The 25,518-nt window shown below is 64.3% G+C and carries 21 protein-coding genes; 9 read left to right on the forward strand and 12 right to left on the reverse strand.

The features are described from left to right. Positions 1-98: 98 nt before the first annotated feature. Positions 99-1,874: a tetratricopeptide repeat protein gene (locus FJ423_RS25865; RefSeq protein WP_140845820.1), complete on the forward strand. Its 1,776-nt coding sequence runs from the start codon at positions 99-101 to the stop codon at positions 1,872-1,874. A gap of 395 nt (positions 1,875-2,269) precedes the next feature. On the opposite strand, the gene FJ423_RS25870 is transcribed toward FJ423_RS25865, so the two are convergent. After that, the gene (locus FJ423_RS25870; RefSeq protein WP_140845821.1) at positions 2,270-2,731 is read right to left on the reverse strand and encodes a GNAT family N-acetyltransferase; all 462 of its coding nucleotides are present in this window, start codon (positions 2,729-2,731) and stop codon (positions 2,270-2,272) included. A gap of 192 nt (positions 2,732-2,923) precedes the next feature. Here FJ423_RS25870 and FJ423_RS25875 point away from each other — a divergent pair, with 192 nt between their 5' ends. After that, positions 2,924-3,847 carry a glycine--tRNA ligase subunit alpha gene (locus FJ423_RS25875; protein ID WP_176480037.1) on the forward strand — a complete coding sequence of 308 codons (924 nt, stop codon included), beginning with the start codon at positions 2,924-2,926 and terminating at the stop codon, positions 3,845-3,847. Here FJ423_RS25875 and FJ423_RS25880 read toward each other — a convergent pair. After that, positions 3,844-4,026 carry a hypothetical protein gene (locus FJ423_RS25880; protein ID WP_140845822.1) on the reverse strand — a complete coding sequence of 61 codons (183 nt, stop codon included), beginning with the start codon at positions 4,024-4,026 and terminating at the stop codon, positions 3,844-3,846. The two genes, FJ423_RS25875 and FJ423_RS25880, sit on opposite strands and share 4 nt — an antisense overlap. Before the next feature lie 252 nt (positions 4,027-4,278). On the opposite strand from FJ423_RS25880, the gene glyS reads away from it, so the two are divergent. Continuing rightward, entirely contained in the window at positions 4,279-6,606 is a 2,328-nt protein-coding gene (gene glyS / locus FJ423_RS25885; protein ID WP_140845823.1) for a glycine--tRNA ligase subunit beta, read from the forward strand. A gap of 265 nt (positions 6,607-6,871) precedes the next feature. Next, positions 6,872-7,210 (forward strand): ATPase, encoded by a 339-nt coding sequence (locus tag FJ423_RS25890; protein WP_140845824.1) that lies wholly within the window; start codon positions 6,872-6,874, stop codon positions 7,208-7,210. A gap of 97 nt (positions 7,211-7,307) precedes the next feature. Here the strand turns inward: FJ423_RS25890 and FJ423_RS25895 are convergent, their stop codons facing one another. Both FJ423_RS25895 and FJ423_RS25900 read right to left on the reverse strand, forming a co-directional pair. Beyond that, on the reverse strand, positions 7,308-7,697 hold the full coding sequence (locus tag FJ423_RS25895) for a hypothetical protein (RefSeq protein ID WP_140845825.1): 390 nt from the start codon (positions 7,695-7,697) through the stop codon (positions 7,308-7,310). A gap of 103 nt (positions 7,698-7,800) precedes the next feature. Next, positions 7,801-8,301: a hypothetical protein gene (locus tag FJ423_RS25900; protein WP_181174901.1), complete on the reverse strand. Its 501-nt coding sequence runs from the start codon at positions 8,299-8,301 to the stop codon at positions 7,801-7,803. 171 nt (positions 8,302-8,472) lie between these two features. Here FJ423_RS25900 and FJ423_RS25905 point away from each other — a divergent pair, with 171 nt between their 5' ends. The 3 genes from FJ423_RS25905 (at position 8,473) to FJ423_RS25915 (ending at position 11,640) form a co-directional block, all read left to right on the forward strand. Further along, entirely contained in the window at positions 8,473-9,435 is a 963-nt protein-coding gene (locus tag FJ423_RS25905) for an L-threonylcarbamoyladenylate synthase (protein ID WP_181174902.1), read from the forward strand. A gap of 18 nt (positions 9,436-9,453) precedes the next feature. Continuing rightward, complete coding sequence (locus tag FJ423_RS25910) at positions 9,454-10,887, forward strand: FAD-binding oxidoreductase (protein WP_140845826.1); 1,434 nt, start codon at positions 9,454-9,456, stop codon at positions 10,885-10,887. Between the two features lie 186 nt (positions 10,888-11,073). After that, positions 11,074-11,640, forward strand: coding sequence for a DUF6101 family protein (locus FJ423_RS25915; RefSeq protein ID WP_071074058.1), 567 nt, complete (start codon positions 11,074-11,076; stop codon positions 11,638-11,640). Positions 11,641-11,803: 163 nt separating this feature from the next. Here the strand turns inward: FJ423_RS25915 and ubiA are convergent, their stop codons facing one another. Both ubiA and FJ423_RS25925 read right to left on the reverse strand, forming a co-directional pair. Continuing rightward, the gene (gene ubiA, locus FJ423_RS25920; protein WP_140845854.1) at positions 11,804-12,787 is read right to left on the reverse strand and encodes a 4-hydroxybenzoate octaprenyltransferase; all 984 of its coding nucleotides are present in this window, start codon (positions 12,785-12,787) and stop codon (positions 11,804-11,806) included. A 66-nt stretch (positions 12,788-12,853) separates the two neighbouring features. Beyond that, positions 12,854-13,765 carry a LysR family transcriptional regulator gene (locus FJ423_RS25925; RefSeq protein ID WP_140845827.1) on the reverse strand — a complete coding sequence of 304 codons (912 nt, stop codon included), beginning with the start codon at positions 13,763-13,765 and terminating at the stop codon, positions 12,854-12,856. A 90-nt stretch (positions 13,766-13,855) separates the two neighbouring features. Between FJ423_RS25925 and FJ423_RS25930 the strand changes: the two genes are divergently transcribed. Beyond that, positions 13,856-14,650: a phytanoyl-CoA dioxygenase family protein gene (locus tag FJ423_RS25930; RefSeq protein WP_140845828.1), complete on the forward strand. Its 795-nt coding sequence runs from the start codon at positions 13,856-13,858 to the stop codon at positions 14,648-14,650. A 536-nt stretch (positions 14,651-15,186) separates the two neighbouring features. Further along, entirely contained in the window at positions 15,187-16,467 is a 1,281-nt protein-coding gene (gene purD / locus FJ423_RS25935; protein ID WP_140845829.1) for a phosphoribosylamine--glycine ligase, read from the forward strand. Between the two features lie 9 nt (positions 16,468-16,476). Here purD and FJ423_RS25940 read toward each other — a convergent pair whose 3' ends face one another. The 6 genes from FJ423_RS25940 to FJ423_RS25965 form a co-directional block, all read right to left on the reverse strand. After that, entirely contained in the window at positions 16,477-17,847 is a 1,371-nt protein-coding gene (locus FJ423_RS25940) for an alpha-glucosidase/alpha-galactosidase (RefSeq protein ID WP_140845830.1), read from the reverse strand. 20 nt (positions 17,848-17,867) lie between these two features. After that, positions 17,868-19,538, reverse strand: coding sequence for an ABC transporter ATP-binding protein (locus FJ423_RS25945; protein WP_140845831.1), 1,671 nt, complete (start codon positions 19,536-19,538; stop codon positions 17,868-17,870). Between the two features lie 9 nt (positions 19,539-19,547). Continuing rightward, complete coding sequence (locus tag FJ423_RS25950) at positions 19,548-20,702, reverse strand: ABC transporter permease (protein WP_140845832.1); 1,155 nt, start codon at positions 20,700-20,702, stop codon at positions 19,548-19,550. Next, a complete protein-coding gene (locus FJ423_RS25955; RefSeq protein ID WP_140845833.1) occupies positions 20,703-21,710 on the reverse strand; it encodes an ABC transporter permease in 1,008 nt (335 codons plus the stop codon). It abuts the gene before it with no gap. A 111-nt stretch (positions 21,711-21,821) separates the two neighbouring features. Beyond that, positions 21,822-23,903, reverse strand: coding sequence for an ABC transporter substrate-binding protein (locus FJ423_RS25960; RefSeq protein ID WP_140845834.1), 2,082 nt, complete (start codon positions 23,901-23,903; stop codon positions 21,822-21,824). 95 nt (positions 23,904-23,998) lie between these two features. Then, positions 23,999-25,465, reverse strand: a complete 1,467-nt coding sequence (locus tag FJ423_RS25965) for an alpha-glucosidase/alpha-galactosidase (RefSeq protein WP_140845835.1) — start codon at positions 25,463-25,465, stop codon at positions 23,999-24,001. Positions 25,466-25,518: the final 53 nt, after the last annotated feature.

The raw sequence follows: 25,518 nt of genomic DNA on the forward strand, positions 1-25,518 counted from the left end.
TGAAGCCTGACCCCAAAAAGGCCATGCTTTGACCGGAAAAGAGCGAGTCTGTGGGCGGTCCGCCAAGGGCGGGATCGCATCTGGCTGAAAGGGATACGATGCGGCAAGGACGTGCGCGCTGGCTGACGAGGCTGGCATTTTTGACCGGTGTGGCGCTTTGGGTGCTGCCGGTCCAGGCCAAGGAAGAGGCCCGACCGCTCCAGATCACGTCTTTCTCGGGCGCCTATCTCGCGGCTCATATCGCCGAAAGCGACAACGATCTCGACGATGCGATCGCCTATTACAAGCAGGCGCTGGCCTTTGCGCCGAACGACAAGGAATTGCAGCAGAGCCTGATGCTGGCTCTGGTCGCGCAAGGCCGCTTCGAGGAATCGCTCGTCTATGCCGACAAGCTGAAGGAAGTGCCGGACGTCGAGCGCTTCTCGCGCCTGGCTCTGGCCATCGATTCCTTCCACAAGAAGGACTACGCCAAGGCGCAGTACTGGCTGAAGCTCTCGCTGGAATCCGATCTCGACCGACTGCTCTCGGGCGTCATGGACGGCTGGGCCAAGGAAGGTGCCGGCAACGCGTCCGAGGCCATGGACTCCATCGACAAGCTCAAGGGCCCGGACTGGTTCGGCCTGTTCAAATCGTTCCACCGGGCGCTGATCGCCGACGCTGCCGGCCTGAACGACAAGGCCGAGGAACTCTACGCCGCCACCATGGCCGATACCGCGGCCGGCGGCTCCGCGCCCGAAACCTGGATGCGCAACGCCCAGGCCTATGCCTCGTTCCTGGTCCGCAAGGGCGACAAGTCGAAGGCGCTGGCGGTGTTGAACCAGGCCGAGGCCTTCGCGCCGGGCAAGCTCGAAATCACCACGCTGCGCGACCGCATCAGCAAGGGCGACAAGATCGAGCCGCTCGTCACCGGTCCGGCCGACGGCGCATCCGAAATCCTGCTTGACCTTGCCACCGCGCTTAACCGCGGCGGCGGCGAGCCTTTTGTGCGGCTCTATCTGCAATATGCCCTGGCGCTGAAGCCGGACAGCGACGCAGCCCTTGTGCAGCTTGCCGCCGTGGCCGAGCAGCTTAAGGACGGCGAAGGCGCCGTCTCGCTCTACCGCCGCATTCCGGCGTCCTCGCCGCTGAAGGAGCTCTCCGACCTGCAGATCGGCCTCAATCTTGCCGATCTCGACAAACATGACGAGGCGATTTCGCATCTCAAGGCCTATCTCGACCGGCATCCGGACGACATGCGCGCCTATCTGGCGCTTGGCGGCGTCTATGGCTCGAAGGAAGATTTCCGCTCGGCCGCCAGTCTCTACGACAAGGCTGTCGAGCAGCTGAAGACGCCAACCGCCGCCAACTGGAACATCTTCTACCAGCGCGGCATCGCCTATGAGCGGCTGAAGGAATGGCCGAAGGCGGAACCCAATTTCCGCAAGGCGCTGGAGCTGCAGCCCGACCAGCCGCAGGTCATGAACTATCTCGGCTATTCCTGGGTCGACATGAACATGAACCTCAAGGAAGGCCTGGCGATGATCCAGAAGGCCGTGGATCTGCGGCCGAACGACGGCTACATCGTCGATTCGCTGGGCTGGGCCTATTTCCGCATGGGCCGCTTCGACGACGCCGTGCGCGAAATGGAGCGCGCCGTCTCGCTGAAGCCCGAGGATCCGGTCCTCAACGATCATCTCGGCGATGCCTACTGGCGCGTCGGCCGCAAGCTCGAGGCCACCTATCAGTGGACGCAGGCACGCGACCTGAAGCCCGATCCGGATGTGCTCGCCACTTTGCAGCAGAAGCTGCTCAAGGGCCTGCCGCCGATCGAATCCAACACCGCGCAGGAAACCCCCAAGGTGAAGCCGGAGCCGACGCCCGCGCCGAAAGGCTGAGCGCTTTTCGTCAACATTGAAGAATGCGGGGCTCATCGAGCCCCGTTTTCGTTTCGGCCCGGCGTCTGCCGAGCTCGGGCCTTGGCAGGTGGAGATTGGCCGAAACGGCCACTCTGTCGTCATCCACGGGCGGAGCAAGGAGCGCAGCGACGCGCGCAGACCCGAGGATCCATTCCGTGACTTCTGAGCGCTCCCGCGGTGCAGAATTCTGCTCCGCTGCACTCCGCGGCTCAGGTCACGGAATGGATTCCAGGGTCTCCGCGACGCCGCTTCGCAGCTGCTCCGCCCTGGAATGACGAGGTTGGAAGGCTTCAACCAATCTCAGCGGTTGTCATGGAAATGACCGGTGACCATCTTGCGCCGACAAACAGCGGCCTTTCCCTGTGTCGAGGAAACTAGAACACTTTTCTATAAACGACGAACCCCGACTTCTCGCCGATCCTGTCGTAGAGCTGCATTGCGGTGTGGTTCGTCTCATGCGTCAGCCAGTAGACGCGGTTCGCGCCCGCTTGCCTGGCGCGTTCATACACACCTTCGATCAGCGCCCGGCCGACGCCCTGGCCGCGCGCGGCCTGTGTGGTGAAGAGGTCCTGCAGATAGCAGCTCGGCGCGATCGATGTGGTCGAGCGATGATAGAGATAGTGGACGAGGCCGAGAAGCTTGCCCTCCTGCTCGGCCACCAGTGCATGCACCGGCTCATAGGCATCGAAGAAACGCGACCATGTCATCTGCGTGATCTCGCCGGCAAGCGCCGTCGGCCCGGAGCGCCCGTAAAATGCGTTGTAGCCGTCCCAGAGCGGCAGCCACTGCTCGTAATCCTGCCTTGTGACGGGCCGCACGGTGAGTTGACCGGACATGGCTGAACCTTCTTTGTTGGAGCTGGGGGCTGAGCAAAGGATCACCGCTGCTGGCCGGCAATGGGCCAGCCGGCCGCAAAGCGTTCAACGTCGCCGGGCGGCTCGCCGCCTTGACGCTCGGCGGCCCGGCAACTAGGGAAGCGTCATCCCGCGCTTTCCGAGGCCGCCGTGACCATCGAAATTCCCGCCCATATGCATCCCAGCCGCTCCTTCCAGGGGCTGATCCTGACCTTGCACAATTACTGGGCGGACTATGGTTGCCTCATCCTGCAGCCCTACGACATGGAGGTCGGCGCCGGCACCTTCCATCCGGCCACCACCTTGCGCGCGCTGGGCCCGCTGCGCTGGAACGCGGCCTATGTGCAGCCCTCGCGCCGCCCGAAGGATGGCCGCTACGGCGAGAACCCGAACCGCCTGCAGCACTATTACCAATACCAGGTGATCCTGAAGCCCAATCCGCCGAACCTGCAGGAGCTCTATCTAGGCTCGCTGGAAGCAATCGGCGTCGATCCGCTGCTGCACGACATTCGCTTCGTCGAGGACGACTGGGAAAGCCCGACGCTGGGCGCCTGGGGGCTCGGCTGGGAGTGCTGGTGCGACGGCATGGAAGTCTCGCAGTTCACCTATTTCCAGCAGGTCTGCGGCATCGAATGCGCGCCGGTGGCGGGCGAGCTGACCTACGGCCTGGAGCGGCTCGCCATGTATGTGCAGGGCGTCGACAATGTCTACGATCTGAACTTCAACGGCCGCGAGGGCGCCGAGAAAGTCACTTACGGCGACGTCTTCCTGCAGGCCGAGCAGGAATATTCGCGCCACAATTTCGAATTCGCCAACACCGCGATGCTGCTGAGGCACTTCGAGGACGCCGAGGCCGAGTGCAAGGCGCTGCTCGATGCCGGCACGCCCAAGCCAAGCGACAATCTGGCGATGCACCGCATGGTCTTCCCGGCCTACGACCAGTGCATCAAGGCAAGCCACGTCTTCAACCTGCTCGACGCGCGCGGAGTCATCTCGGTCACCGAGCGGCAAAGCTATATCCTGCGCGTACGCAATCTGGCCAAGGCCTGCGGCGAAGCGTTCCTCAAGACGCGGGCGGGCGGGCTGGCGGCGGCTTAAGCCGACACGGCCTTTGCGGTCTCGACGGCGGCACCGACCGGCAATACGATCTGCGCCGATGCGCCGTCGATCGTGCGCATGGCCTGCCTGATCCCAGGCATCGTGATGGTGCCATGCGCCTGGGCGGCGAAGCAGGCGCTGAGCGCCAGGATCTGCAGGGTTCTCGATGCCGTCTTCATCGCCGTTCAGCCAATAGGTCTCTGCCTGAGCGTTTGTCGCTTCAGCGCAGCGTTCGGTTCATGGGAAGTTCTGCTCCAAGGACGAGCAGCCCCGCGCCAACCCGACAGCGGGTCGAAAAATTCCGCGAAATCGGTCGAAGAGGCGATCTGCTTGCGGGGTGACAGCGGGCGGCCGAGTTGCTATCTCCCGCCCATTCGTTTCGGCGCTTCGCGCCGACCCTCCCCATCAAGGGGAGGGTGGGGAGCTTAACTATGCCCGACCTGCTCTTGGAACTCCGCTCGGAAGAGATTCCCGCCCGCATGCAGCGCAAGGCGGCCGGCGACCTCAGGAAGATGCTGACCGACGGTCTGGTCGAGGCGGGTCTCACCTATGAGGCGGCGCGCGAATATTGGACGCCGCGGCGTCTGGCGCTCGACATCCGTGGCCTGACCGCGCGCTCGAAGGACATCCGCGAGGAGATCAAGGGTCCTTCGACCACGGCGCCCGAGCAGGCGGTGCAGGGCTTCCTTCGCAAGGCCGGCCTTTCGTCGATCGCCGAGGCGCATGTCCATTCCGACCCCAAGAAGGGCGACTTCTACGTCGCCCATATCTCCAAGCCGGGCCGGGCGGCGGAGGAAATCATCGCCGAGCTGGTGCCGGGCATCATCCGCGCCTTCCCTTGGCCGAAATCGATGCGCTGGGGCCCGGCCTCGGCTAAGTCCGGTTCCCTGCGCTGGGTGCGGCCGCTGCAGTCAATCGTCTGCACCTTCGGGCCGGAGACCGAGGAGCCGGTGATCGTCGATTTCGAGATCGACGGCATCCGCGCCGGCAACGTCACCTATGGCCATCGCTTCCATGCGCCGGGCCCGATCACCGTGCGCCGCTTCGACGATTATGTGGCGAAGCTCGAGGCGGCCAAGGTCGTGCTCGATGCCGACCGGCGCAAGGAGATCATCCTGGCCGACGCCCGCAACATCGCCTTCGCCAACGGCCTAGACCTGGTCGAGGACGAGGGCCTGCTGGAGGAAGTCTCCGGCCTGGTGGAATGGCCGGTCGTGCTGATGGGCGAGTTCGAGCAGGATTTCCTCACCATTCCGGGCGAGGTCATCCGCCTCACCATCCGCGCCAACCAGAAGTGTTTCGTGACGTCGCGCCCGATCTCCCCGCTGGAGGGGGAGATGTCGGGGAAGCCGACAGAGGGGACTCAGCGCGAGGCCCCCCTCTCTGCCCTGCCGGGCATCTCCCCCTCAAGGGGGGAGATTGGCCAATCGCCGCTTTCGAACCGCTTCGTGCTGGTCGCCAACATCGAGGCGAGCGACGGCGGCAAGGAGATCGCCTACGGCAACGGCAAGGTGGTGCGCGCCCGCCTGTCCGATGCGCTCTATTTCTGGCGGACCGATCAAGGCGATTTGCCCGACCTCGACCAGCTGAACGAATCGGCGGCGAAGTTCGACCTGGATTTGAAGAAGCCGCTCGACCAGCGCATGGCGCGCCTCGATCATCTCAACGTGACTTTTCACGCGAAGCTGGGCACGCAAGGCGCGCGCGTTGAGCGTATCAAGCGGTTGGCTGAGGAACTGGCGCCGACGGTCGCCTCCGGCGACATCTCCCCCTCGAGGGGGGAGATTACCGCGCTCGCAAGCCGTGCCGCCGTGCTTGCCAAGGCGGACCTGCAAACCGAAGTGGTCGGCGAGTTCCCCGAGCTGCAAGGCGCCATGGGCCGCAAATATGCGCTGCTGCAGGGCGAGCATCCGTCGGTCGCCGCGGCCGCCGAGGAGCACTACAAACCGCAAGGCCCATCCGACCGCGTGCCGACAGATCCGGTCTCGGTTGCCGTCGCGCTCGCCGACAAGCTCGACACGCTCACCGGCTTCTGGGCGATCGATGAAAAGCCCACGGGCAGCAAGGATCCGTTCGCGCTGCGACGTGCGGCTCTTGGCGTGGTCAGAATACTCGTCGAGAACCGGATTCGTCTGGCGCTGACGTCTGTTTTCGCCAAGGCCTTTGCAAACTTCAAAGGCGGCGCGGACCAGTCGTCCGACCTCCTCGCCTTCTTCCACGACCGTCTGAAAGTCTATCTGCGTGAAAGCGGTGCACGGCATGACTTGATCGATGCCGTGCTGTCAGCGGGCTCGCGCCCAATCTCCCCCACAAGGGGGGAGATTGGGCAATCGCCGAACGACGACCTCCTGCAGATCGTCCGCCGCGTCGAGGCGCTCGGCTCCTTGCTCGACACCGAGGAGGGCAAGAACCTGCTTGCCGGAACCAAGCGCGCCGCCAACATCCTGGCCGCCGAGGAGAAGAAGAAAACGGCAATCGCCGAGACCGTTGAGCCGGCGCTGTTCCGCGAGGACGCGGAAAAGAAGCTCTATGCCGCGGTGAATCAGGCCGAGAAGGAAGCCGGCCAAGCAATTCAAAACGAAGATTTTTCTGCCGCCATGCTGGCGCTTAGCGTGTTGCGCGAACCGGTTGATTCATTCTTTGAGCGTGTTCTCGTGAATGATGAGGACCAGGCCGTGCGCGCCAACCGTCTGGCGCTGCTCGCCCGCATCCGCGCCGCCACCGATCAGGTCGCGGATTTTTCAAAAATCGTCGGCTGACGGCTCGGAAAACCGCACATTTGAGCCTGCCCGCATCCGCTAGGATGCCGGCAGGCTTGAACAATTCGGCGCCCGAAATTTAATGCGCCGGAGCCGGCTTACAGTCATATGACGATGACCTCCGCATGGGACAAAGGTGCATGTCGTCCAGAAGCGCTGAGCGGTCCTGGGGCAACGACATGCATCAACCAAAGACTTAAGGCGCGTTGCCCGAAATCGTTTCGCGGGTGCGCCGTAAGACATTCCCCAAACACGGAGGCATGCCATGAATTCCGTTGACGATATCGACTTGATTGAAGAGACCCCGGCCGCCGCCGAGGCGATCGAATCCGCTTCCGAAAACCTTCTCGACCACGCTGCCGCCGCGGCGGTCGAATCCGCCGATCGGTCCGAAGACGACGACGAAGACGGCGACGAGAAAACCACTGCTTCGGCCGACGACGAGCCGGACGATGAAGATGAAGGCGACGAAGACGGCGACGCCGAAGACGCCAAAGCCTCGGGCGACGATGAGTCCGACGACGAGGATGAAGATGGCGACGATGATGAGGACGAAGCCGATGAGGATGAGTCCGACGATGACGAAAAGGAAGAAGCGGCCTGAGCCGTCTCCTCTCGTCTGAACCATCAGGGGCGGCGCGTCGCGCGTCGCCCTTTTTCGTCGGTGCGGCTCTTGTCGGTCTTCCAGGAAGATTGACCCGTTAATCCTCCACTATGCTGACCCGCACACCGTCCGAATAGACATCGACCTCGATCAACGGCTCGCCATTGACGATGGCGCGCCTTGTGGCGCTGCTCATGGCGCCGCCGCGTTCCAGCATGCGCTGCAGGTCGGCGCGCGAGCCGTCGCTGCGAAACCAGGCATCACCCTGGTCGTCGCTGTCGCGCCGGTGGAATTTATGCCAGTTGGCGCGGTCCTGCCGCACCATCTGCGCCGCGCTGCCGAGCGGGTAGCCGTCGCTGGCGCGGTGATCGCGGTCGGAAATCCGCGCCGTGTAAGAGCCAAGCATGTCGTCGGCCCGTGCCGTACCCGTGCCCAGTGTCGTCGTCGCCAACAGTGCGGCAACGGTCATTGCTTTCGAAACAGTCATGAAACCCCCTTTTTTTTGAAATGCCGGCGCAATCGTGCCCGATCCGATCACGGGAATCGGACCGGTTAAGCGCCTAGCATGCCAGGGCCGGATCCAGTGTGATCTACATCGCCTTGCCGACGCGCGGCACCGACGGGGCGCCTTGCGGCTGCGCGCCGCCGCCCGACGCATTGGCCGTCGCGGCCGGCTGTCCGCCGGTTCCGCTGTTGCCGTTCGAAGCGGACGCTGTGCCGTTCGCGGGCGTTGCCGGCGTGGTGCCGTTTGCCGGCGCGGCGGCGGTAGTGTTTGCCGGTGCTGTGGGCTTGGCCGCCGCGGGCGTTTCGAAAGCGCCGCCGACAATGCCGCCGCGAATGATCATCGGGGCCTGCTGGCGCCCGGACTTCGCGGGGATTGCCGCGACCTTTTCGTCGGTGACGGCGGGCACAGGCTCGCCAAGCGCTATCATCGACGGCGTCGAGGCCACAGACAGCTTGGTCGGTTCGATCGCATTCAGCCTGATAACCGAAGGCGTCGAGGTCGAGGGTGCCACCACGACGATTGACGAGGCATGTGCCGCGCCGTTCATCGCCAGAAGGCTGATACCGAAAGCTCCGAGCAAACGCATTACAAACTCCCAAGCCGCAACCGCATTGAACCCGCACCCTAGGGCCGTCCGATTGAAGCCGGCTTGCACGGGAACTTAACATTTTAGGGATTGATAAATCGCCAATGCCCGCACTTGCCCGATGCAAGCGGCCGTATTACGGGACCGGCATGTTCAGGACTGGTGGCGGATTTGGCTGAGATACTGGCGGTCGGCGAGGCTATGCAGCAGGCATTGGCGCTGCTCGAAGGGGGCGACGTCGTCGCCATCCCGACAGAGACGGTTTACGGCCTGGCCGGCGATGCCACCAATGGCATTGCCGTGGCGCGCATCTTCGAGGCCAAGGGCCGGCCGCGCTTCAACCCGCTGATCGCCCATGTCGCCGATCGCGCGATGGCGGACCGTATCGCCGGCTTCGATCCGCTCTCGGCAAAACTGGCCGAAGCCTTCTGGCCGGGTCCGCTGACGCTGGTGCTCCCGCAGCGCAGCGGCAACGGCATCCACCCGCTCGTCACTGCGGGGCTGGACACCATCGCGTTGCGCATGCCGCGCGGGTTTGGCGGCGAGCTGATTGCCCGGCTCGGCAGGCCGCTCGCAGCCCCGAGCGCCAATTCCTCCGGGAAAATCAGCGGCACGACAGCGCAGGCGGTCGCCGCCGATCTCGGCGACAGGATCAGGCTGGTCGTCGATGGCGGCGCGACGCCGGTCGGCCTGGAATCGACCATTCTCAAGGTCGAGAACGGCAAGTTGCGGCTGCTGCGGCCCGGCGGCATCGGCGCCGAGGAGATCGAGGCGGTGGCCGGCGCGAAATTGTCGCGCGGCGCTGGCGGCATCGAGGCGCCGGGCATGCTCGCCTCGCATTACGCGCCGGCCGCCGCGATGCGGCTCAATGTCCAAGACATCGCCGAGGGTGAGGCGCTGCTTGCGTTCGGCCGCAACCGCGCCGGGGGCTGGGAACAGGCCGTTGCGCTGCGCAACCTCTCCGAGGCGGGCGACCTGCGCGAGGCGGCCAGCAATCTGTTCGCCTTCATGCAGGCGCTCGACCACGTCGGCGCCGCGACCATCGCCGTTGAGCCGATCCCGTTCGAGGGGCTGGGCGAAGCCATCAACGACCGGCTTGCCCGCGCCGCCGCGCCGCGTGACAAGACCGGCTGAGCGCCATAGGTTCAGCCCATGAACGATCAGCCCTTGGACCTCGATCCCGCCGTCATCGATCGCTTCGCGGCGATCGTCGGCGGCAAATATGCATTGCGCGATCAGGCCGACATCGCGCCCTACATCACCGAGCGGCGCGGCCTTTGGCACGGCCGGACATCGCTGGTGCTGCGCCCCGGCAGCGTTGAGGAAGTGAGCCGCATCATGCGGCTGGCAACCTCGACCGGAACCCCGATCGTGCCGCAAAGCGGTAACACCGGGCTGGTCGGCGCCCAGGTGCCGGATAAATCCGGCCGCGACATCGTGCTGTCGCTATCCAGGCTGAACCGCATCCGCGAGATCGATGTCCTGTCAAACACGGTGACGGCAGAGGCCGGCGTCATCCTGCAGACGCTGCAGGAAGCGGCCGACGCCGCCGATCGGCTGTTTCCGCTCTCGCTCGCCGCGCAAGGGTCGTGCCAGATCGGCGGCAATCTCTCCTCCAACGCCGGCGGCACCGGTGTGCTTGCCTATGGCAATGCGCGCGAGCTCTGCCTCGGCGTCGAAGTGGTGCTGCCGACCGGCGAGGTGTTCGACGATCTGCGCAAGCTGAAGAAGGACAACACCGGCTACGATCTGAAGAACCTCTTCGTCGGCGCCGAAGGCACGCTCGGCATCATCACCGCCGCGGTGATGAAATTGTTCCCGAAGCCGAAGGGCAGGGAGGTGGCCTTTGCCGGCCTGCCATCGTCGCCGAAGGATGCGCTTTCGCTGTTCACCCTGGCGATGGATCGCGCCGGCGCATCGCTCACCGCTTTCGAGCTGATCGGCAAAAGGCCATACGATTTCACGCTCAAGCACGGGCAAGGCATCACGCGGCCGCTGGCCGACGACTGGCCGTGGTATGTGCTGATGCAGGTCTCTTCCGGCCGCTCCGAGGAAGACGGCAGGGCGCTGATCGAAGAAGTCCTGGCCGAGGCTCTCGATCAGGGCGTCGTCGGCGACGCGGTGGTATCGGCAAGCCTTGCCCAAGGCGACGCCTTCTGGAATTTCCGCGAGACATTGCCCGAATGCCAGAAGCCCGAGGGCGCTTCGATCAAGCACGACATCTCCGTGCCGATCGCCTCGATCCCGGAGTTCATTGAAAAGGCGGTCGGCGTGGTGGAGGGAGTCTGCCCCGGCGCGCGCGTCGTCTGCTTCGGCCACATGGGCGACGGCAATCTGCACTACAACATCTCGCGTCCCGTGGATTGGCAGGACGAGGCGTTCCTCGAGCTCTACCACCCCATGAACAAGGCCGTACACGATGTCGTGCGCTCCTTCCACGGCTCGATCTCGGCCGAGCACGGCATCGGCCAATTGAAGCGCGACGAGCTGATCGCCACGGCGCCGCCGATGGCGATTGACCTGATGCGCCGCGTGAAGGCGGCCATCGATCCGGCCGGCATCATGAATCCCGGTAAGGTTATCTGATCCTTCCTCGATCCGCCGGCCGGTCGCATTCCGATAACCATCGGCTCAGATCAGCAAAATTTAACCGACTTTCTTAAGCGCGCCGGTAAGAAGCGAGCGCTAATGTTTCTTCCCATAACGAGGCCGGAAAAACCGGCCCTGAGAGAACCGGAAAAACGGCCCTCAGGACTAACAGGGAAGACATCGATGAACACTGGACTGAAGCCAGTCTGGGCTGGGCGCAACATGCGTCTCGACCCATTTCGCCTGCCGCAGATGGTGAGCTATGCCACCCGCGACGACTATGGCGATGTGACCTTCACCATCGACCAGCGCGGCGCCGTCATCCGCCGTGTGCTGGAGATGAGCGGCGTGCCGGCGATCATCGCGCTGCCCCCCAATGCGTTCCGCGGCGTCGCCGCGCGCGCCATGGAGGATCCCGACGGCAACGTGACCGTGACGCTCGAGCTCCTCCACAATGATCCGATGCTGTCGGTGCCGCTCCTGGTCGCCGACGACCTCGACGACGTCGCCGCCGACTGGCGCGCCTGGGCCGATGCCTATCGCCTGCCGATGCTGCTGATCGAGGCCGACGGCATTGCCCGCACCCTGGAAGAATCGCTCGGCGCCGCCATCAAGGCGCTGCCGCCGCAGGAGCGCCGCAAGGGCCGTGTTTCCACCACGCGCCGCCCGCGCTTCCTCGCCCGCCGCAAGGCCGGCAATCTGGGGCTGAGACTGGTCATCGACGGCCAGGAGATTATCGCGAGGGAGTAGCGCGATTTTCCCTTCTTCCCTTGTGGGAGAAGGTGGATCGGCGCGCAGCGCCGAGACGGATGAGGGGTGTTCCAGCGGAGTGAGACGCTGGTGTCCTCTGGAGCACCCCTCATCCGTCGCCTTCGGCGACACCTTCCCCCACAAGGGGGGAAGGGGGAGCCCGCTACACCAGCGGCTTCAGCCAAATCCACACCGAACCGCCGATCAGGCCGAGGAAGATCAGCCAGCCGACTTGGTTGTTCGACTTGAACAATTTCAGGCACTGGTCCGGATTGTTGATGTCGAGCCGGATGATCTGGCGCGCCATATGCGCGCCGGCGGCGATCAGCCCGGCCAGCGCCACGATCGGCACCTGGGCGGATGCAAAGGCGATGGCGAAGCAGACCAGCGCGCCGCCATAGAGTCCAACCAGCCAGGTCTTGGTGTTGTCGCCGAACAGCCGCGCCGTCGAGCGCACACCGACGATGGCGTCGTCTTCCTTGTCCTGATGCGCGTAGATCGTATCGTAGCCGATCACCCACAGGATCGAGCCGATATAGAGCATGATCGCCGGATCATCGAGATCGCCGAATTCGACCGCCCAGCCCATCAGCGCGCCCCAGGAGAAGGCGAGCCCCAGCACCAATTGCGGCCAGTTAGTGATGCGCTTCATGAAAGGATAGACCGCGACGATCGCCAGCGAGGCGATGCCGAGCGGAATGGCGAAGCCGTTGAACTGCAACAGCACGGCCAAGCCCACCAGCGCCTGGATGATGACGAAAGCCCAGGCCTGGCGGCGTGTCACCTTGCCGGCGGGCAGCGGCCGCGAGCGCGTGCGCTCGACCTGGTTGTCGATGTCCTGGTCGGCGAGATCGTTATAGGTGCAGCCGGCGCCGCGCATGGCGACAGCGCCGATGAAGAACAGCAATAGATACCAAGGCGTCGGCAGCAGCGTCAGCAGCGGGTCGGTCGGGCGCGGATAGGCGCCGGCGGCAAGCGCTGCCGACCACCAGCAGGGCCACAAAAGCAGCTGCCAGCCGATCGGCCTGTCCCAGCGCGCAAGCTGCGCATAGGGCCAGAGCCAGCGCGGCAGCACGCCGTAGACCCAATGGCCGCTCGGCGCGTCGGCGACACGGCCCTGGATCGCTTTCGACTGGACGGTTTCCATCACGCTGGAGTGGCAGCAGCAAGCGGCGCCGTCAAGCGGCCGCGTTGTCGCTCAAGCGCTGAAAACCTAGGCGGTGAAAACATCGTGACCGGCAAACCATGCCTTGGCGACCTCGATGAACGCCGCAGCCGCCTTCGACAGGCGCTGGCGCGTGTCGTGGGTCAGGATGATGCGCTGCATGGGCAGCGGATCGGAGAGCGGCTTGCAGACCAGCGGCAGGCCGTCATAGCTGCGGTCGCCATAGGGCCTCGTATAGCTGACCGCGACGCCGAAGCCGTTGGCCACCATGGAGCGCTGCAGCTCGAACGAGCTGGTCGTTGCTCGGGCGACCGGCGAGAGGCCGCGGCTCAGGAAAAGGTCCAGCATGTGCTGCCAGCTGTGCGGCTGGTCGGTGGTGATCAGCGGATGCTGCGCGAGCTCGGCCAGGCTGACGGCGTGCTTGTCCGCCAGCTCGTGGCCGGCCGGCAAAAGCGCGTGCGGCTGCAATTGATGCAGCAGAATGCGCTTGAAATGGCCTGGAAGGCCGAGATCGTAGGTGAGGCCGAGATCGACGGCGCTGTCGGCCAGGCGCCGTCCCAGTGTGTCGAAGGTTTCATCGCCGATGACGACCGTGACGGCCGGGCAGCGCTCGGCGAAGGCGCGCATCAGCGCCGGCGCGAAATAGGGCGCCAGATCCTCGAAGCAGCCGAGCGCCAGCTCGCCGCCGACATCGGCGTCACGCGAACCGAGCGCCGCCAGCTCGTCCGCCTCGCCCAGCACCTGCCTTGCCTTGGCCACGGCCCTGCGGCCGAAGGATGTCAGCGAAACGCCGCTGCCGCGCTGGCGCACGAACAGTTTGTGGCCCAGCGCGTCCTCGACATTGTCGATCGCAACTGAGATCGACGGCTGCGACACGTTCAGCGCCTGGGCTGCCGCGGTCACGCTGCCATAGCGGGCCACGGCAACGACATAGCGCAATTGCGCGAGGGTCAGTCTCATAGGTTATAACTATAAACCAGATGGCAAGTTATTATTTTACCCGATGCCGGCGCTTGCGATAGTCGCTTGCCAACCCAAGGAGAGCACGCAATGGCCAGCCCAAAGATCGATGCTTCGACGATTGCCGATTATCAGCGGGACGGCGCAGTCTGCATTCGCGGCGCCTTCGAGGACTGGGTCGACGTGATCGCCGACGGCATCGAGCGTAATATGCGCAACCGCAGCGCCGCCGCCTCCGACATCGCCGGCGGCCAGGGCAGTTTCTTCGACGACTATTGCAACTGGGAGCGCATCCCGGAATTCGTCAGGATCGTCAAGGAATCACCGGCCGCCGAGCTCGCGGCCGCGGTCATGCAGTCGCGCAGCGCCCAGTTCTTCCACGACCACGTCCTGGTCAAGGAGCCGGGCACGCAGAAGCCGACGCCGTGGCACCAGGACATTCCCTACTACTTCGTCGACGGCAGCCAGACGGTGAGCTTCTGGATCCCGATCGATCCGGTGAAGGAAGCGACGCTGAGGCTGATCGCCGGCTCGCACAAATGGGAAAAGATGGTGCTGCCGGTGCGATGGCTGAACGACGACAACTTCTACGCCGGCGAGGGCGACTACCTGCCTGTGCCCGACCCCGACAATGACCCGTCGATGAAAGTGCTCGAATGGGAGATGGAGCCGGGCGACGCCATCCTGTTCGACTTCCGCACCGCGCATGGTGCGCGCGGCAACCTGACGGCGGCGCGGCGCCGGGCGCTGTCGCTGCGCTGGGTCGGCGACGACGCGCATTATGTCGAACGTCCCGGCCGCACCTCGCCGCCCTATCCCGGCCACGACATGAAGCCCGGCCAGAAACTGCGCGAGGACTGGTTCCCCGTCATTTTCCAGAGCTGAGGCATTTTTTCAGACCAAGTTGGGGACACGGCAATTTCTGATGGGTCGGCTATATTTGCGCCGGCAATCGCATGTTGGGGTTGGCCGAACCGGCCCGCCCTCGTCATCCACGGGCAGAGCAAGGAGCGTAGCGACGCGCGCAGACCCGAGGATCCATGCCGTGATGCTGAGGCGTTGCAGGGGTGCAGAATTCTGCTCCGTCGCGGCCCTCGATCAATGTCACGGCATGGATCCTAGGGTCTCCGCGACGGAGCTGCGCTCCTGCTTCGCCCTAGGATGACGACGTTGATGAAACTTCAGCCAATCACCAACGCTTGCGCCGATTTCACGGAAATGAACGGCCAACATCTTGCTCGCCGATAAACGGCAACCTCCCAAATCCCTGTACCGGGGACTGGCCGGCGGCGGCACCTGTCTCATCGGCCTTGATGAGGCCCATGTTCCCGTGCGCAATTGCCGCCAAAATGCCGAGACGCCTTGACCCGCCGCCCGTGGACCAATAGCGGGTTCAGGGAGACGATCAGCAAGAGGTGGCCATGAACGTTCTTCTTCTCGGTTCGGGCGGCCGCGAACATGCGCTTGCCTGGAAGATGTCCGCCTCGCCGCTGCTGACGAAGCTCTACGCCTCTCCCGGCAATCCGGGCATCGGCCGCGTCGCCGAACAGGTCAAGCTCGACGTCGCCGACCATTCCACCGTCGCCGCCTTCTGCCAGGAGAAGAAGATCGACCTCGTCGTCGTCGGCCCGGAAGGTCCGCTGGTGGCCGGCATCGCCGACGATCTGCGCGCCTGGGGCATCCGCGTCTTCGGCCCCTCCAAGGCGGCGGCGCGGCTCGAGGGATCGAAGGGCTTCACCAAGGATCTTTGCGCCAAGTTCAACATCCCGACCGCCGCCTATGGCCGCTTCAGCGACCTCGCTTCGGCGAAAGCCTATGTCGAGAAGACCGGGGCGCCGATCGTCATCAAGGCCGACGGACTCGCCGCCGGCAAGGGCGTCACCATCGCCATGACGCTGGACGAGGCGAACGCCGCGCTCGAAGCCTGTTTCGACGGCGCCTTCGGCGCGGCCGGCGCCGAGGTCGTGGTCGAGGAATATCTGAGCGGCGAGGAGGCAAGCTTCTTCTGCCTGTGCGACGGCGCCACCGCGCTGCCCTTCGGCACCGCGCAGGACCACAAGCGCGTCGGCGACGGCGATATCGGGCCGAACACCGGCGGCATGGGCGCCTATTCGCCGGCGCCGGTGATGACGCCGGAAATGACCGGGCGCACCATGCGCGAGATCATCGAGCCCACCATGCGCGGCATGGCCAATCTCGGCGCGCCCTTCGCCGGCATCCTCTTCGCCGGCCTGATGATCACCGACCAGGGCCCCAAGCTGATCGAGTACAACACCCGCTTTGGCGATCCCGAATGCCAAGTGCTGATGATGCGGCTGAAGGACGATTTGCTCGTCCTGCTCAACGCCGCCGTCGACGGCCAGCTCGCGCATATGTCGGTCCGCTGGAGCGACGAGACGGCGTTGACCGTGGTGATGGCGGCCAGGGGTTATCCCGGCGCGCCGGAAAAGGGCTCGGTCATCCGCGGCCTCGACGAGGCGGAAGGAGAGGGCGTCCAGGTCTTCCATGCCGGCACCGCCATCAATGGCGGTGCGCTGGTCGCCAATGGCGGCCGTGTGCTCAATGTCACCGCGCTCGGCACGACCGTCGGCGAGGCGCAGGCCAAGGCATATGCGGCGATCGACCAGATCGACTGGCCGCAAGGCTTTTACCGCCATGACATCGGCTGGCGCGCCGTCGAGCGCGAGAAGGCCGGGGCGTAATTCCGGAATTCAGGCGGCCGCGCTCTTGCGCCGGCCTCGCGCCCAAGCCGGCAGCCAGTCGCCATGCGCGGCAAGCAGGTCGTCGACCAAGGACCAGATCTGGTCGAGGTCGAGTTCGGCCGCGGTGTGCGGGTCCATCATCGCCGCGTGGTAGATATGCTCGCGGTTCTCGCTCATCAGTGCCCGCACCGTCAGCTCCTGCACATTGATGTTGGTGCGGATCAGCGCCGTGAGCTGCGGCGGCAGATCGCCGATGTAGGTCGGCTGGATGCCGGAGGCGTCGACCAGGCACGGCACTTCCGCCGCGCAGTCGAAAGGCAGCGAGGTGATGCAGCCATTGTTGCGCACATTGCCGTAAATCACCGACGGCTCGCCGGTCCACACCGAATTCATGATCGAGGAAGCGTATTCCCTGGACTGCTCGACCTCGATCCGGTCGGCCGAGCGGTAGGCCTCCGCCTGGCCCGTCCAGCGCTCGATCTGCTCGATGCAGCGTTTCGGATATTCGTCGAGCGGAATGCCGTATTTCTCGATCAGGTCTGGTCGGCCGTCCTTGATGAAATAGGGCGTGTATTCGGCGAAATGCTCCGAGCTTTCGGTGACGAAATAGCCGAGCCTGGTCAGCATCTCGTAGCGCACCTTGTTCGGGCAGCGCGGGTTCCAGCCGGGTTTTGGCGCACGGCCCTCGCGATAGGCGCGCACGAGGTCGGGATAGAGGTCGCGGTAGGTGCCGTCCGGCTGGCGATGCTCGAACTTGAGATAAAAGGCCATGTGGTTGATGCCGGCCGAGCGGTAGCGGATCTCCTCATAGGGAAGGTCGAGATCGTGCGCCAATTCCATCGCCGTGCCCTGCACCGAGTGGCAGAGCCCGACCTGCTTGATCGTGGGATATTTCTCGGCGATCGCCCAGGTGTTGATCGCCATCGGGTTGACATATTGCAGCATGATCGCTTCCGGGCAGACCGCAAGCATGTCCTCGCAGATCTTCCATAGATGCGGCACGGTCCTGAGGCCCCGCATGATGCCGCCGACGCCGAGCGTGTCGGCGATGGTCTGGCGCAGGCCGTATTTCTTCGGCACCTCGAAGTCGGTGACGGTGCAAGGCTCGTAGCCGCCGATCTGGAAGGCGACGACGACGAAGTCGGCGCCGGAAAGCGCCTTGCGCTGGTCGGAATAGGTCTCGGCCTTCGCCTTGACGCCGAGCGTCGCGATCAGTTTGTTGACGACGACGGCGCTTTCTTCCAGCCGCTGCGGGTTGATGTCCATCAATGCGATAGTTGCGCCCGACAGCGCCGGCCGCTGCAGCACGTCGCCGACGATGTTCTTCATGAACACCGTCGAGCCTGCGCCGATGAATGTGATCCTGGGATTTCTTGCCACTGTAAAAACCTCCGGCACTTCTAAGCCACGTCGAAAGCGGCCCTGACGAGCCGTTCGGTGTAGGCGGTCTTGGGATTGGAAAGGACCTCGTCGACGGGTCCCTGCTCGACGATCTTGCCGTGCTGCATGACGATGACGCGGTGGCAGAGCGCCCGCACCACCTTGAGGTCGTGCGAGATGAACAGATAGCTCAGGCCGCGCTCGTCCTGCAGCTTGCGCAACAGGTCGATGATCTGCGCCTGCACCGAAAGGTCGAGCGCCGAGGTCGGCTCGTCGAGCAGGATGAATTCGGGCTCCAGCGCGATGGCGCGCGCGATCGCGATGCGCTGTCGCTGGCCGCCGGAGAACTCGTGCGGGAAGCGCGACAGGATGTTGCCGGGCATGCCGGCGCTGACCAGCGCCTCCCGCACCCGCTCGTTCCTCTCGCGCCGCGTCGCGCCCAGCCTGTTGACGACCAGGCCTTCCTCGATGATCTGGCCGATCGTCATGCGCGGGTTGAGCGAGGAGAACGGATCCTGGAAAACGACCTGCATGCGCGAGCGCAGCGGCCGCATCTCGGTGCGCGACAGCTTCTCGATCGGCAGGCCGTCGAAGCGGATCTCGCCGCGCTTGGCGTCGGCCAGCCTGATCAGTGCCTGGCCGAAGCTGGTCTTGCCGGAGCCGGATTCGCCGACCAGTCCCAGCGTCTCGTGACGGCAAAGCTTCAGGTCGAGGTCGTCGACCGCGACCAGCTCGCGCCAGTCCGGCTTGAGGAACGAGCCGTGGCGCAGCATGAAGCAGACGCGCACGCCGTTCGCCTCGAGAATGGTGCCGCTGCCCTCCGGCAGCGGCTGCGGGCGGCCGCGCGGCTCCGAGGCGAGCAGCCGCTGCGTGTAAGGGTGCCGCGGATCGGCGAACAGCCGCTCGGTGACGTTGTGCTCGCGCATTTCGCCATGCTGCATGACATAGACGTAGTCGGAGAACTTGCGCACCACGGTGAGATCGTGGGTGATCAGGATCACCGCCATCCGCAGTTCCTTCTGCAGGTTGCGGATCAGGTTCAGGATTTGCGCCTGCACCGTGACGTCGAGCGCCGTGGTCGGCTCGTCGGCGATCAGCACGTCGGGCTCGTTGGCCAAGGCCATGGCGATCATCACCCGCTGCCGCTGACCGCCCGACAGCTGATGCGGATATTGCTTCAGCCGCGCCTCCGGCTCGGGGATCTGGACATGCCGTAGCAGCTCGAGCGCGCGCGCCCAGGCTTGCCTGCGGCCCACCTTGCGGTGCACCCTGATCGCTTCGACGATCTGGCTGCCCACCGTGTAGATCGGGTTGAGCGAGCTCATCGGCTCCTGGAAGATCATCGAGATGCGGTTGCCGCGCAGCTTGCGCCGGGCGCTCTCGGGGAATTTCAGGATGTTCTGCCCGAGATATTCGACGCTCGATCGCGGCGAGACGGTTGCCCGCCTGGACAGCAGCCCCATGACGGTGCGCGCCGTCACCGACTTGCCGGAGCCGGATTCGCCCACGATCGCGATCGTCTCGCCGCGATAGATCTGGAAGGAGACGTCCTTGACCGCCTCGACGGTGCCGTGCTCGACCTTGAACGCGACCTCGATGTTGCGGGCGTCGATGACGGGTTGGTCGTGGCGTCCGCCATGGTCGAAGCGGACGGCCGGCGCGAGGGAGTCTGCGATCGCGATCGTCGTCATCCGGCCACCTCAATAAGGATCGACGGCATCGCGCAGGCCGTCGCCCAGCGCGTTGAAGGCAAAGACGGTGATCAGCACGAAGCCGACCGGCGACAGGATCCACGGATAGGTGCCGATGACCGAATAGGTCGCGGTGTCCTGCAGCATCAGGCCCCAGGAGATCAGCGGCGGCTTCACCGCGAAGCCGAGGAAACCGAGGAAGGATTCGAGCAGCACCACGGTCGGGATCGCCAGCGTCACGGCGACGATCACATGGCTCATCACATTGGGGAAGATGTGCTGCATGATGATGCGCCGATCGGTGGCCCCGACCGCCATGGCGGCGCGCACATAGTCGATCCGCGCCAGCGCCAGCGTCTTGCCGCGCACCTCGCGCGACATCTGCGCCCAGCCCAGCGCCGACATGACGATGATGACGAAGGCGAGGAAGACATTGGTCGGCGCGGTGACCGGGATCAGCGTCGTCAGCGCCAGATAAAGCGGCAATTGCGGGAAGGCGAGCACAAGCTCGACGAAGCGCTGCATCCAGACGTCGAACTTGCCGCCGAAATAGCCGGAGATCATGCCGACGCTGGTGCCGATGACCGTGATGATGAAGACCACCGTCAGCGCGATCATCAGCGACACGCGCGAGCCGTGGATGGCGCGTGACAGCACATCGCGGCCGAACTTGTCGGTGCCGAGGAAATGCACCGGCTGGCCGTCCATCGAGGCGAAGAAATGCCGGTTCGCCGGAATGAGGCCGAGAAGCTTGTAGGGCGCGCCTTTGACGAAGAAGCCGAGCAGCCTTGGGTGGTCGTAGTCGGGGCCGACGATCGGCTGGAAGGTGACCGGATCGAGATCGGCCGAATCGGCCAGCGCGTAGACCCGCGGCCGCGCGACGAAATTGCCGTCCTTGTCGTGGAAGGCGGGCAGTTGCGGCGGCGCGAAGGCGACGTCGGTCGCCTTGGGGTCCATCGGCGCCAGGAATTCGGCGAACACCGCCATGACAAGCAAGAGCGCGACCAGGCAAAGCCCGGCCATGCCGGTCCACGAACGCTTCAGCCGGCGCCAGACAAGCGCGATGTAGCTCTCATTGCCATGCGCGGCTTCGGCCACCGGGACGCTTTCGGCCGGCAAGGGCGTAAGGGATGGGGGCAGGGGTGAGGGATCGCGGGCCAGCATTTAGCGCTCCCCGAACTGGCGGATGCGCGGGTCGAGCAGGACCAGCAGCATGTCGGCGATGATGTTGCCGACGATCAGCGTCGCCGACAGCACCATCATGAAGGTCGCCGTGACATAGACGTCGCCGACCGCCATCGAGCCGACGATCGCCGGGCCGACAGTGGGCAGCGCGAAGATGATTGCCGTCTCGATCTCGCCGGTGAGCATATAGGGCAGCACCACGCCCTGATACATCACCAGCGGATGCAGCGCGTTGGGCACGGCGTGCCGCATCACCACGGCGCCGCCGGTAAGGCCTTTGGCCTTGGCCGTTTCGACATATTGCGCGTTGAGCGTGTCGAGCAGATTGCCGCGCATCACGCGCATATTGTAGGCGAGGCCGCCGAAGGTCGCGATCGCCACAACCGGCCAGACATGTTTGACCAGGTCGACAAATTTAGCCCACGACCAGGGCGCGCCGCCATATTGCGGCGAGAAGAACGAGCCGATCTCGGAGACGTTGAACTGGAAGACCAAGAGGTAGACGATGATCAGCGCCATCAGGAAGCGCGGCACCGTCATGCCGAGGAACGAGATCGCCGAAAGTGTCGAATCGATCCAGCTGTACTGACGCGTCGCCGCCCATATGCCGAAGCTGATGCCGAGCACCGAGGCGAGCAGATGGCAGACCAGCGCCAGAAGCAAGGTGCGCGGCAGGCGCTCGCCCACCACATCGGCCACGGGCTTGTTGTAGTAGAGGCTGTAGCCGAAATCGCCGCGGGTGATGATGCCGCCGATCCAGTTGAGATACTGGATGGGCAGCGGCTTATCGAGGCCATGCTCGACGCGGTAGGCCTGGGCCTGCGCTTCAGCCTCGGCGTAGGAAGCGCCACCCTGGTTGATCAGCTGCGAGCGGATGTAATCCGCATAGTCGCCGGGCGGCGCCTGGATGATGGCGAAGGTGACGAGGCTCAAGATGGCGAGGACGGGAAGCGCCGAGGCTATGCGCATAAGCAGGAATCGCAGCATGGGCGGTCAGCTTCCTTTTTGGCCGGTCGCTCCCTGAGGTGCGTTCGGAGGTTTCGTTGTCCGGCCGCGCCGCGGCGCGGCCGGACGTCTTTTCGTCAGGGGAGGTAAACCTTACATCGGACCCTTGTCACCCGGTTTGCCGGGAAGCTCCTCCGGATACAATTCGTGCTTCGCCTGCTTGTCGGCGGCGACGAAGACACGTTCGCGGACGATCGAATCCTCGGCCCAGTTGAACATGTAGATCGGCGTGCCTTGCGGGATGTTCGAGAAGCGCTTGTTGATGATGAGCGCGCCCGGATATTCTGTCAGCCCGACATTGTAGACATGCTCGGTCGATATCTTCTGGAACTTTCGCATCAGGTCGGCACGCTGGTCGTTGTCCTGCGTCGTCACGAACTTGTTGACGATGTCCACGAGGTCCTTCTCGAAGGGCATCAGGTCGACTTCGCCGCTTTCCGGCGCGCGGTGATTCCAGCTGGTCTTCGGGCCGACGGGAGCAAGTTGCTCGGTGTTTTGCACCACCGAGGTGAGCTCGGTCTCGTTGCGCCGGATCAGCCAGTCGAAACGGCCGGAATATTGGATGGCGTCTCGCTGCGTTCCGTTGACCCCGTTGAGGACCACCCTCAGCCCAAGCTTTTCCATCTGCGCGACGACGCCTTCGGCGAGGCTCTTGTCGGTGGTGTAGTCGTTGTTGACCAGCATCACGATCTCGACATTCTTGCCGCCGGCGGTGCCGGCCGGGAAGTTCACGATGCCGTCGCCATCGGTGTCCTTCAGCCCGGCCTTGGCAAGCTCGGCCTTGGCGCCTTTGAGATCGAACGGATAGTAGACGGTCGACTTGCGGTCATAGAAGCTGGTGCCCGACGAGAAGCCGCCCGGATAGATGGCGGTAAACGGACCCTTGACCAGCGAGTCGCCCAGCGCCTTGCGGTCGAGCGCCATGGTCACCGCCTTGCGGAAGTCCTCGTTGCGGTTCAATTCGCGCAGCGCCTGGCCGCGTTCGTCCGGGCTGCCCCAGCCATTGGCGGAGAAATTCATGCGCAGATTGTAGCCGATGAGGCGCGGGCCGAAGGCAAGCCGGGCCGGCGCGTTCGGGTCGGCCGCGCGCTTCAGCGAGGCGACGAAATTCTCGGGCTGCTCAAGGTTCGAGAAGTCGCCGGAGCCCGCCACCGCCTGGACGTCGCGGTCGGCCCAGGTCGACAGCTTGTATTGCAGCTCGTTGAGATAGGGCAGCTGGTTGCCCTTTTCGTCGACCTTCCAATAGTAGGGGTTGCGCCGCAAGACGATGATATCGTCCGGCCGGTATTCGACCGGCACCCAGGCGCCCATCACCGGCATATTCATATAATCCGGCGGGAAGGCGTTCTTGAACTGGTCGTAGGTATTCTTCGAATATTTCGGATGCTGCGGCTTCAGGATGTGCGAAGGGCCGGGACAGAAGGTGCCGTAGGCCATCGCATAGAGATATTGCCGCGGGAACGCCTCCTTGAAGGTCCACTCGACGGTGTAGTCGTCGACCTTCTTCAGCGTCGTGCCGACGCCGAAGGTTTCGGGCGTGGCGCCGTTCAGCGGCGAGACATTGGGATCGACGACCTCGTCATCCCAGTAGAACATGACATCGTCGGCGTTGAAGGGCGCGCCGTCCGACCATTTGGCGCCTTCGATCAGATGCATGGTGAGCTTGTGGCCGTCACTCGACCAGTCCCAGCTCTTGGCAAGGTTCGGAAGCGGCTCGGTGTCCTTGGCCTCGACCTGGAACAGCGGCGCCGTGCGCGTCAGGCATTCGGACAAGCCGATATCGATGCCGCCCCAGCCTTGCGTCTGGCCGGCGCCGTAGTTCCAGCCTTCCGGCCTGCCGCCGATGACGTGGCGCATCGTGTCGCCATAGACGCCGATGCCGTCGGGCATGTTGCCGGTCTTGAAGACCAGCGGCTCCTTGGGCAGTCTGTCCTTGACCGGCGGCAACTTGCCGGTCTTGACGTATTTCTCCGTTACCCAGTCCGGCTCGTGATATTCGGGCAGCGCCTTGAACTCCAGGATGGAGTCGCGCGCCACATAGTGGATCTTACCTTCGGCCGGGAATGTCGCCGGCTGCGGCGGCACGGTCGGTTCGGACGCGAAAGCGTTGAGTGCATGGACTGAAACGCTCAGCATCAGCCCGGCGGCGATGCCAATTCTATGCAGGTTGCTCATAGTCTCCTCCCAGATGTTGGATGTCTGCTGTTGCCCGCCTCTTGTTCGGGACGGCTGATCCGGCGGACGCGCCTGTCCGCCTGCCTGCCCGGATCTCAGCCGGCCTGTTTGAGTGCCGCCTTCTCGGCGCGCAATTCCTCGATCGAGCGCACGCTGCGCCGCGCCGCGCCTGCCCATTCACGCGTCTTGACCTTGGATTTCGAAAGCCGCTCCTTTGCCGCCGGAACGGCATGCGCATATTGCGGCAGCCATTGAGCCTGCGCGACGACCATCTCGTCCACCATCTGCCAGACCTCTTCCGGCGTCGACACGGCTCCGACCAGCGGATCGTGCAGCACGGCGAGCTTCAACAGGTCGATGTCGCCGGCGATGGCGGCATGCACCGACATGCGCTGGACGTTGATCGAAGCCATGCAGGTGGCCGCGCAGGCTTCCGGCAAGGTGATGCCGGCCGCCATGTTGATGCCGAACCGGTCGACGAAGCCGGGCGATTCGATGATGGCATCCTGCGGCAGGTTGGTGATCACGCCGTTGTTCTTGACGTTGAAATGGCCGCGATAGACGCGATTGGTCTCAAGCGCCTCGAGGATGTGGCTGGCGTGTTCGTTCGAGCGTTTTGCCGAGTCGATCGGCTTCGAGGCCGCTTCGAGAAATTGCGGATATTCCGTCTCGAACCAGTTGCGGGTTTCGGTCGAGTAGCGCAGGTAGCCGCCCGTCTCGCCATGGATCCAGTCCGACATGTCGATCCAGCGCGCGATCTCGTCGGGACGCTTGCGATACCAGGGCAGATATTCCGACAGGTGGCCGTTGCTTTCGGTCGAATAGACCCCAAAACGCTTCAGCACGTCGATGCGCAGCTTTTCCTGCTTCGAATAGACCGGATGCGCCTCGAAGGCGGAGATCAATTCGTCCTTGCCGATCGGCCGGCCGTTCAGCTTGAGCTCGATGAACCAGGTCTGGTGATTGATGCCGGAGCAGACATAGTCGAGCTCCTTGGGCGACTTTGCGCCGAGCACCTGGGCAATCTGCTCGGCGCCATGCTGAACGCCGTGGCAGAGGCCGACCGTGTCGACCTTGCCGTATTCGATCGCGGCCCAGGTGTTCATCGCCATCGGGTTGGCGTAGTTGAGGAACTTGGCGCCGGCGGCGGCGACCTCCCTTATATCCTTGCAGAAGTCGAGGATCACCGGAATGTTGCGTTGGCCGTAGAGAATGCCGCCGGCGCAGATCGTGTCGCCGACGCATTGGTCGATGCCGTATTTCAGCGGGATGCGGATGTCGTCGGCATAGGCTTCGAGCCCGCCGACGCGCACGCAGCTGATGATATAGCGCGCGCCCTCCAGCGCCTCGCGGCGGTTGGTGGTCGCCGTCACCTTGGTCGGCAACTTGTTCGCTTCCACGATCCTATCGAGGATCGCCTTGATCATCGCCAGATTGTGCTCGCTGACATCCGTCAGCGCGAATTCGATATCCTTGAATTCCGGCACGCATAAAATGTCGGTGAACAGCTTCTTGGTGAAGCCGACGCTGCCGGCGCCGATAATAGCGATTTTGAAACTCATCACCTTCACCTCGATCCAATCGAATGCTAGGCAAGGAGCAAAGGAGAGAACAT

This window comes from Mesorhizobium sp. B2-8-9 (assembly GCF_006439475.1).
Lineage (GTDB): Bacteria > Pseudomonadota > Alphaproteobacteria > Rhizobiales > Rhizobiaceae > Mesorhizobium.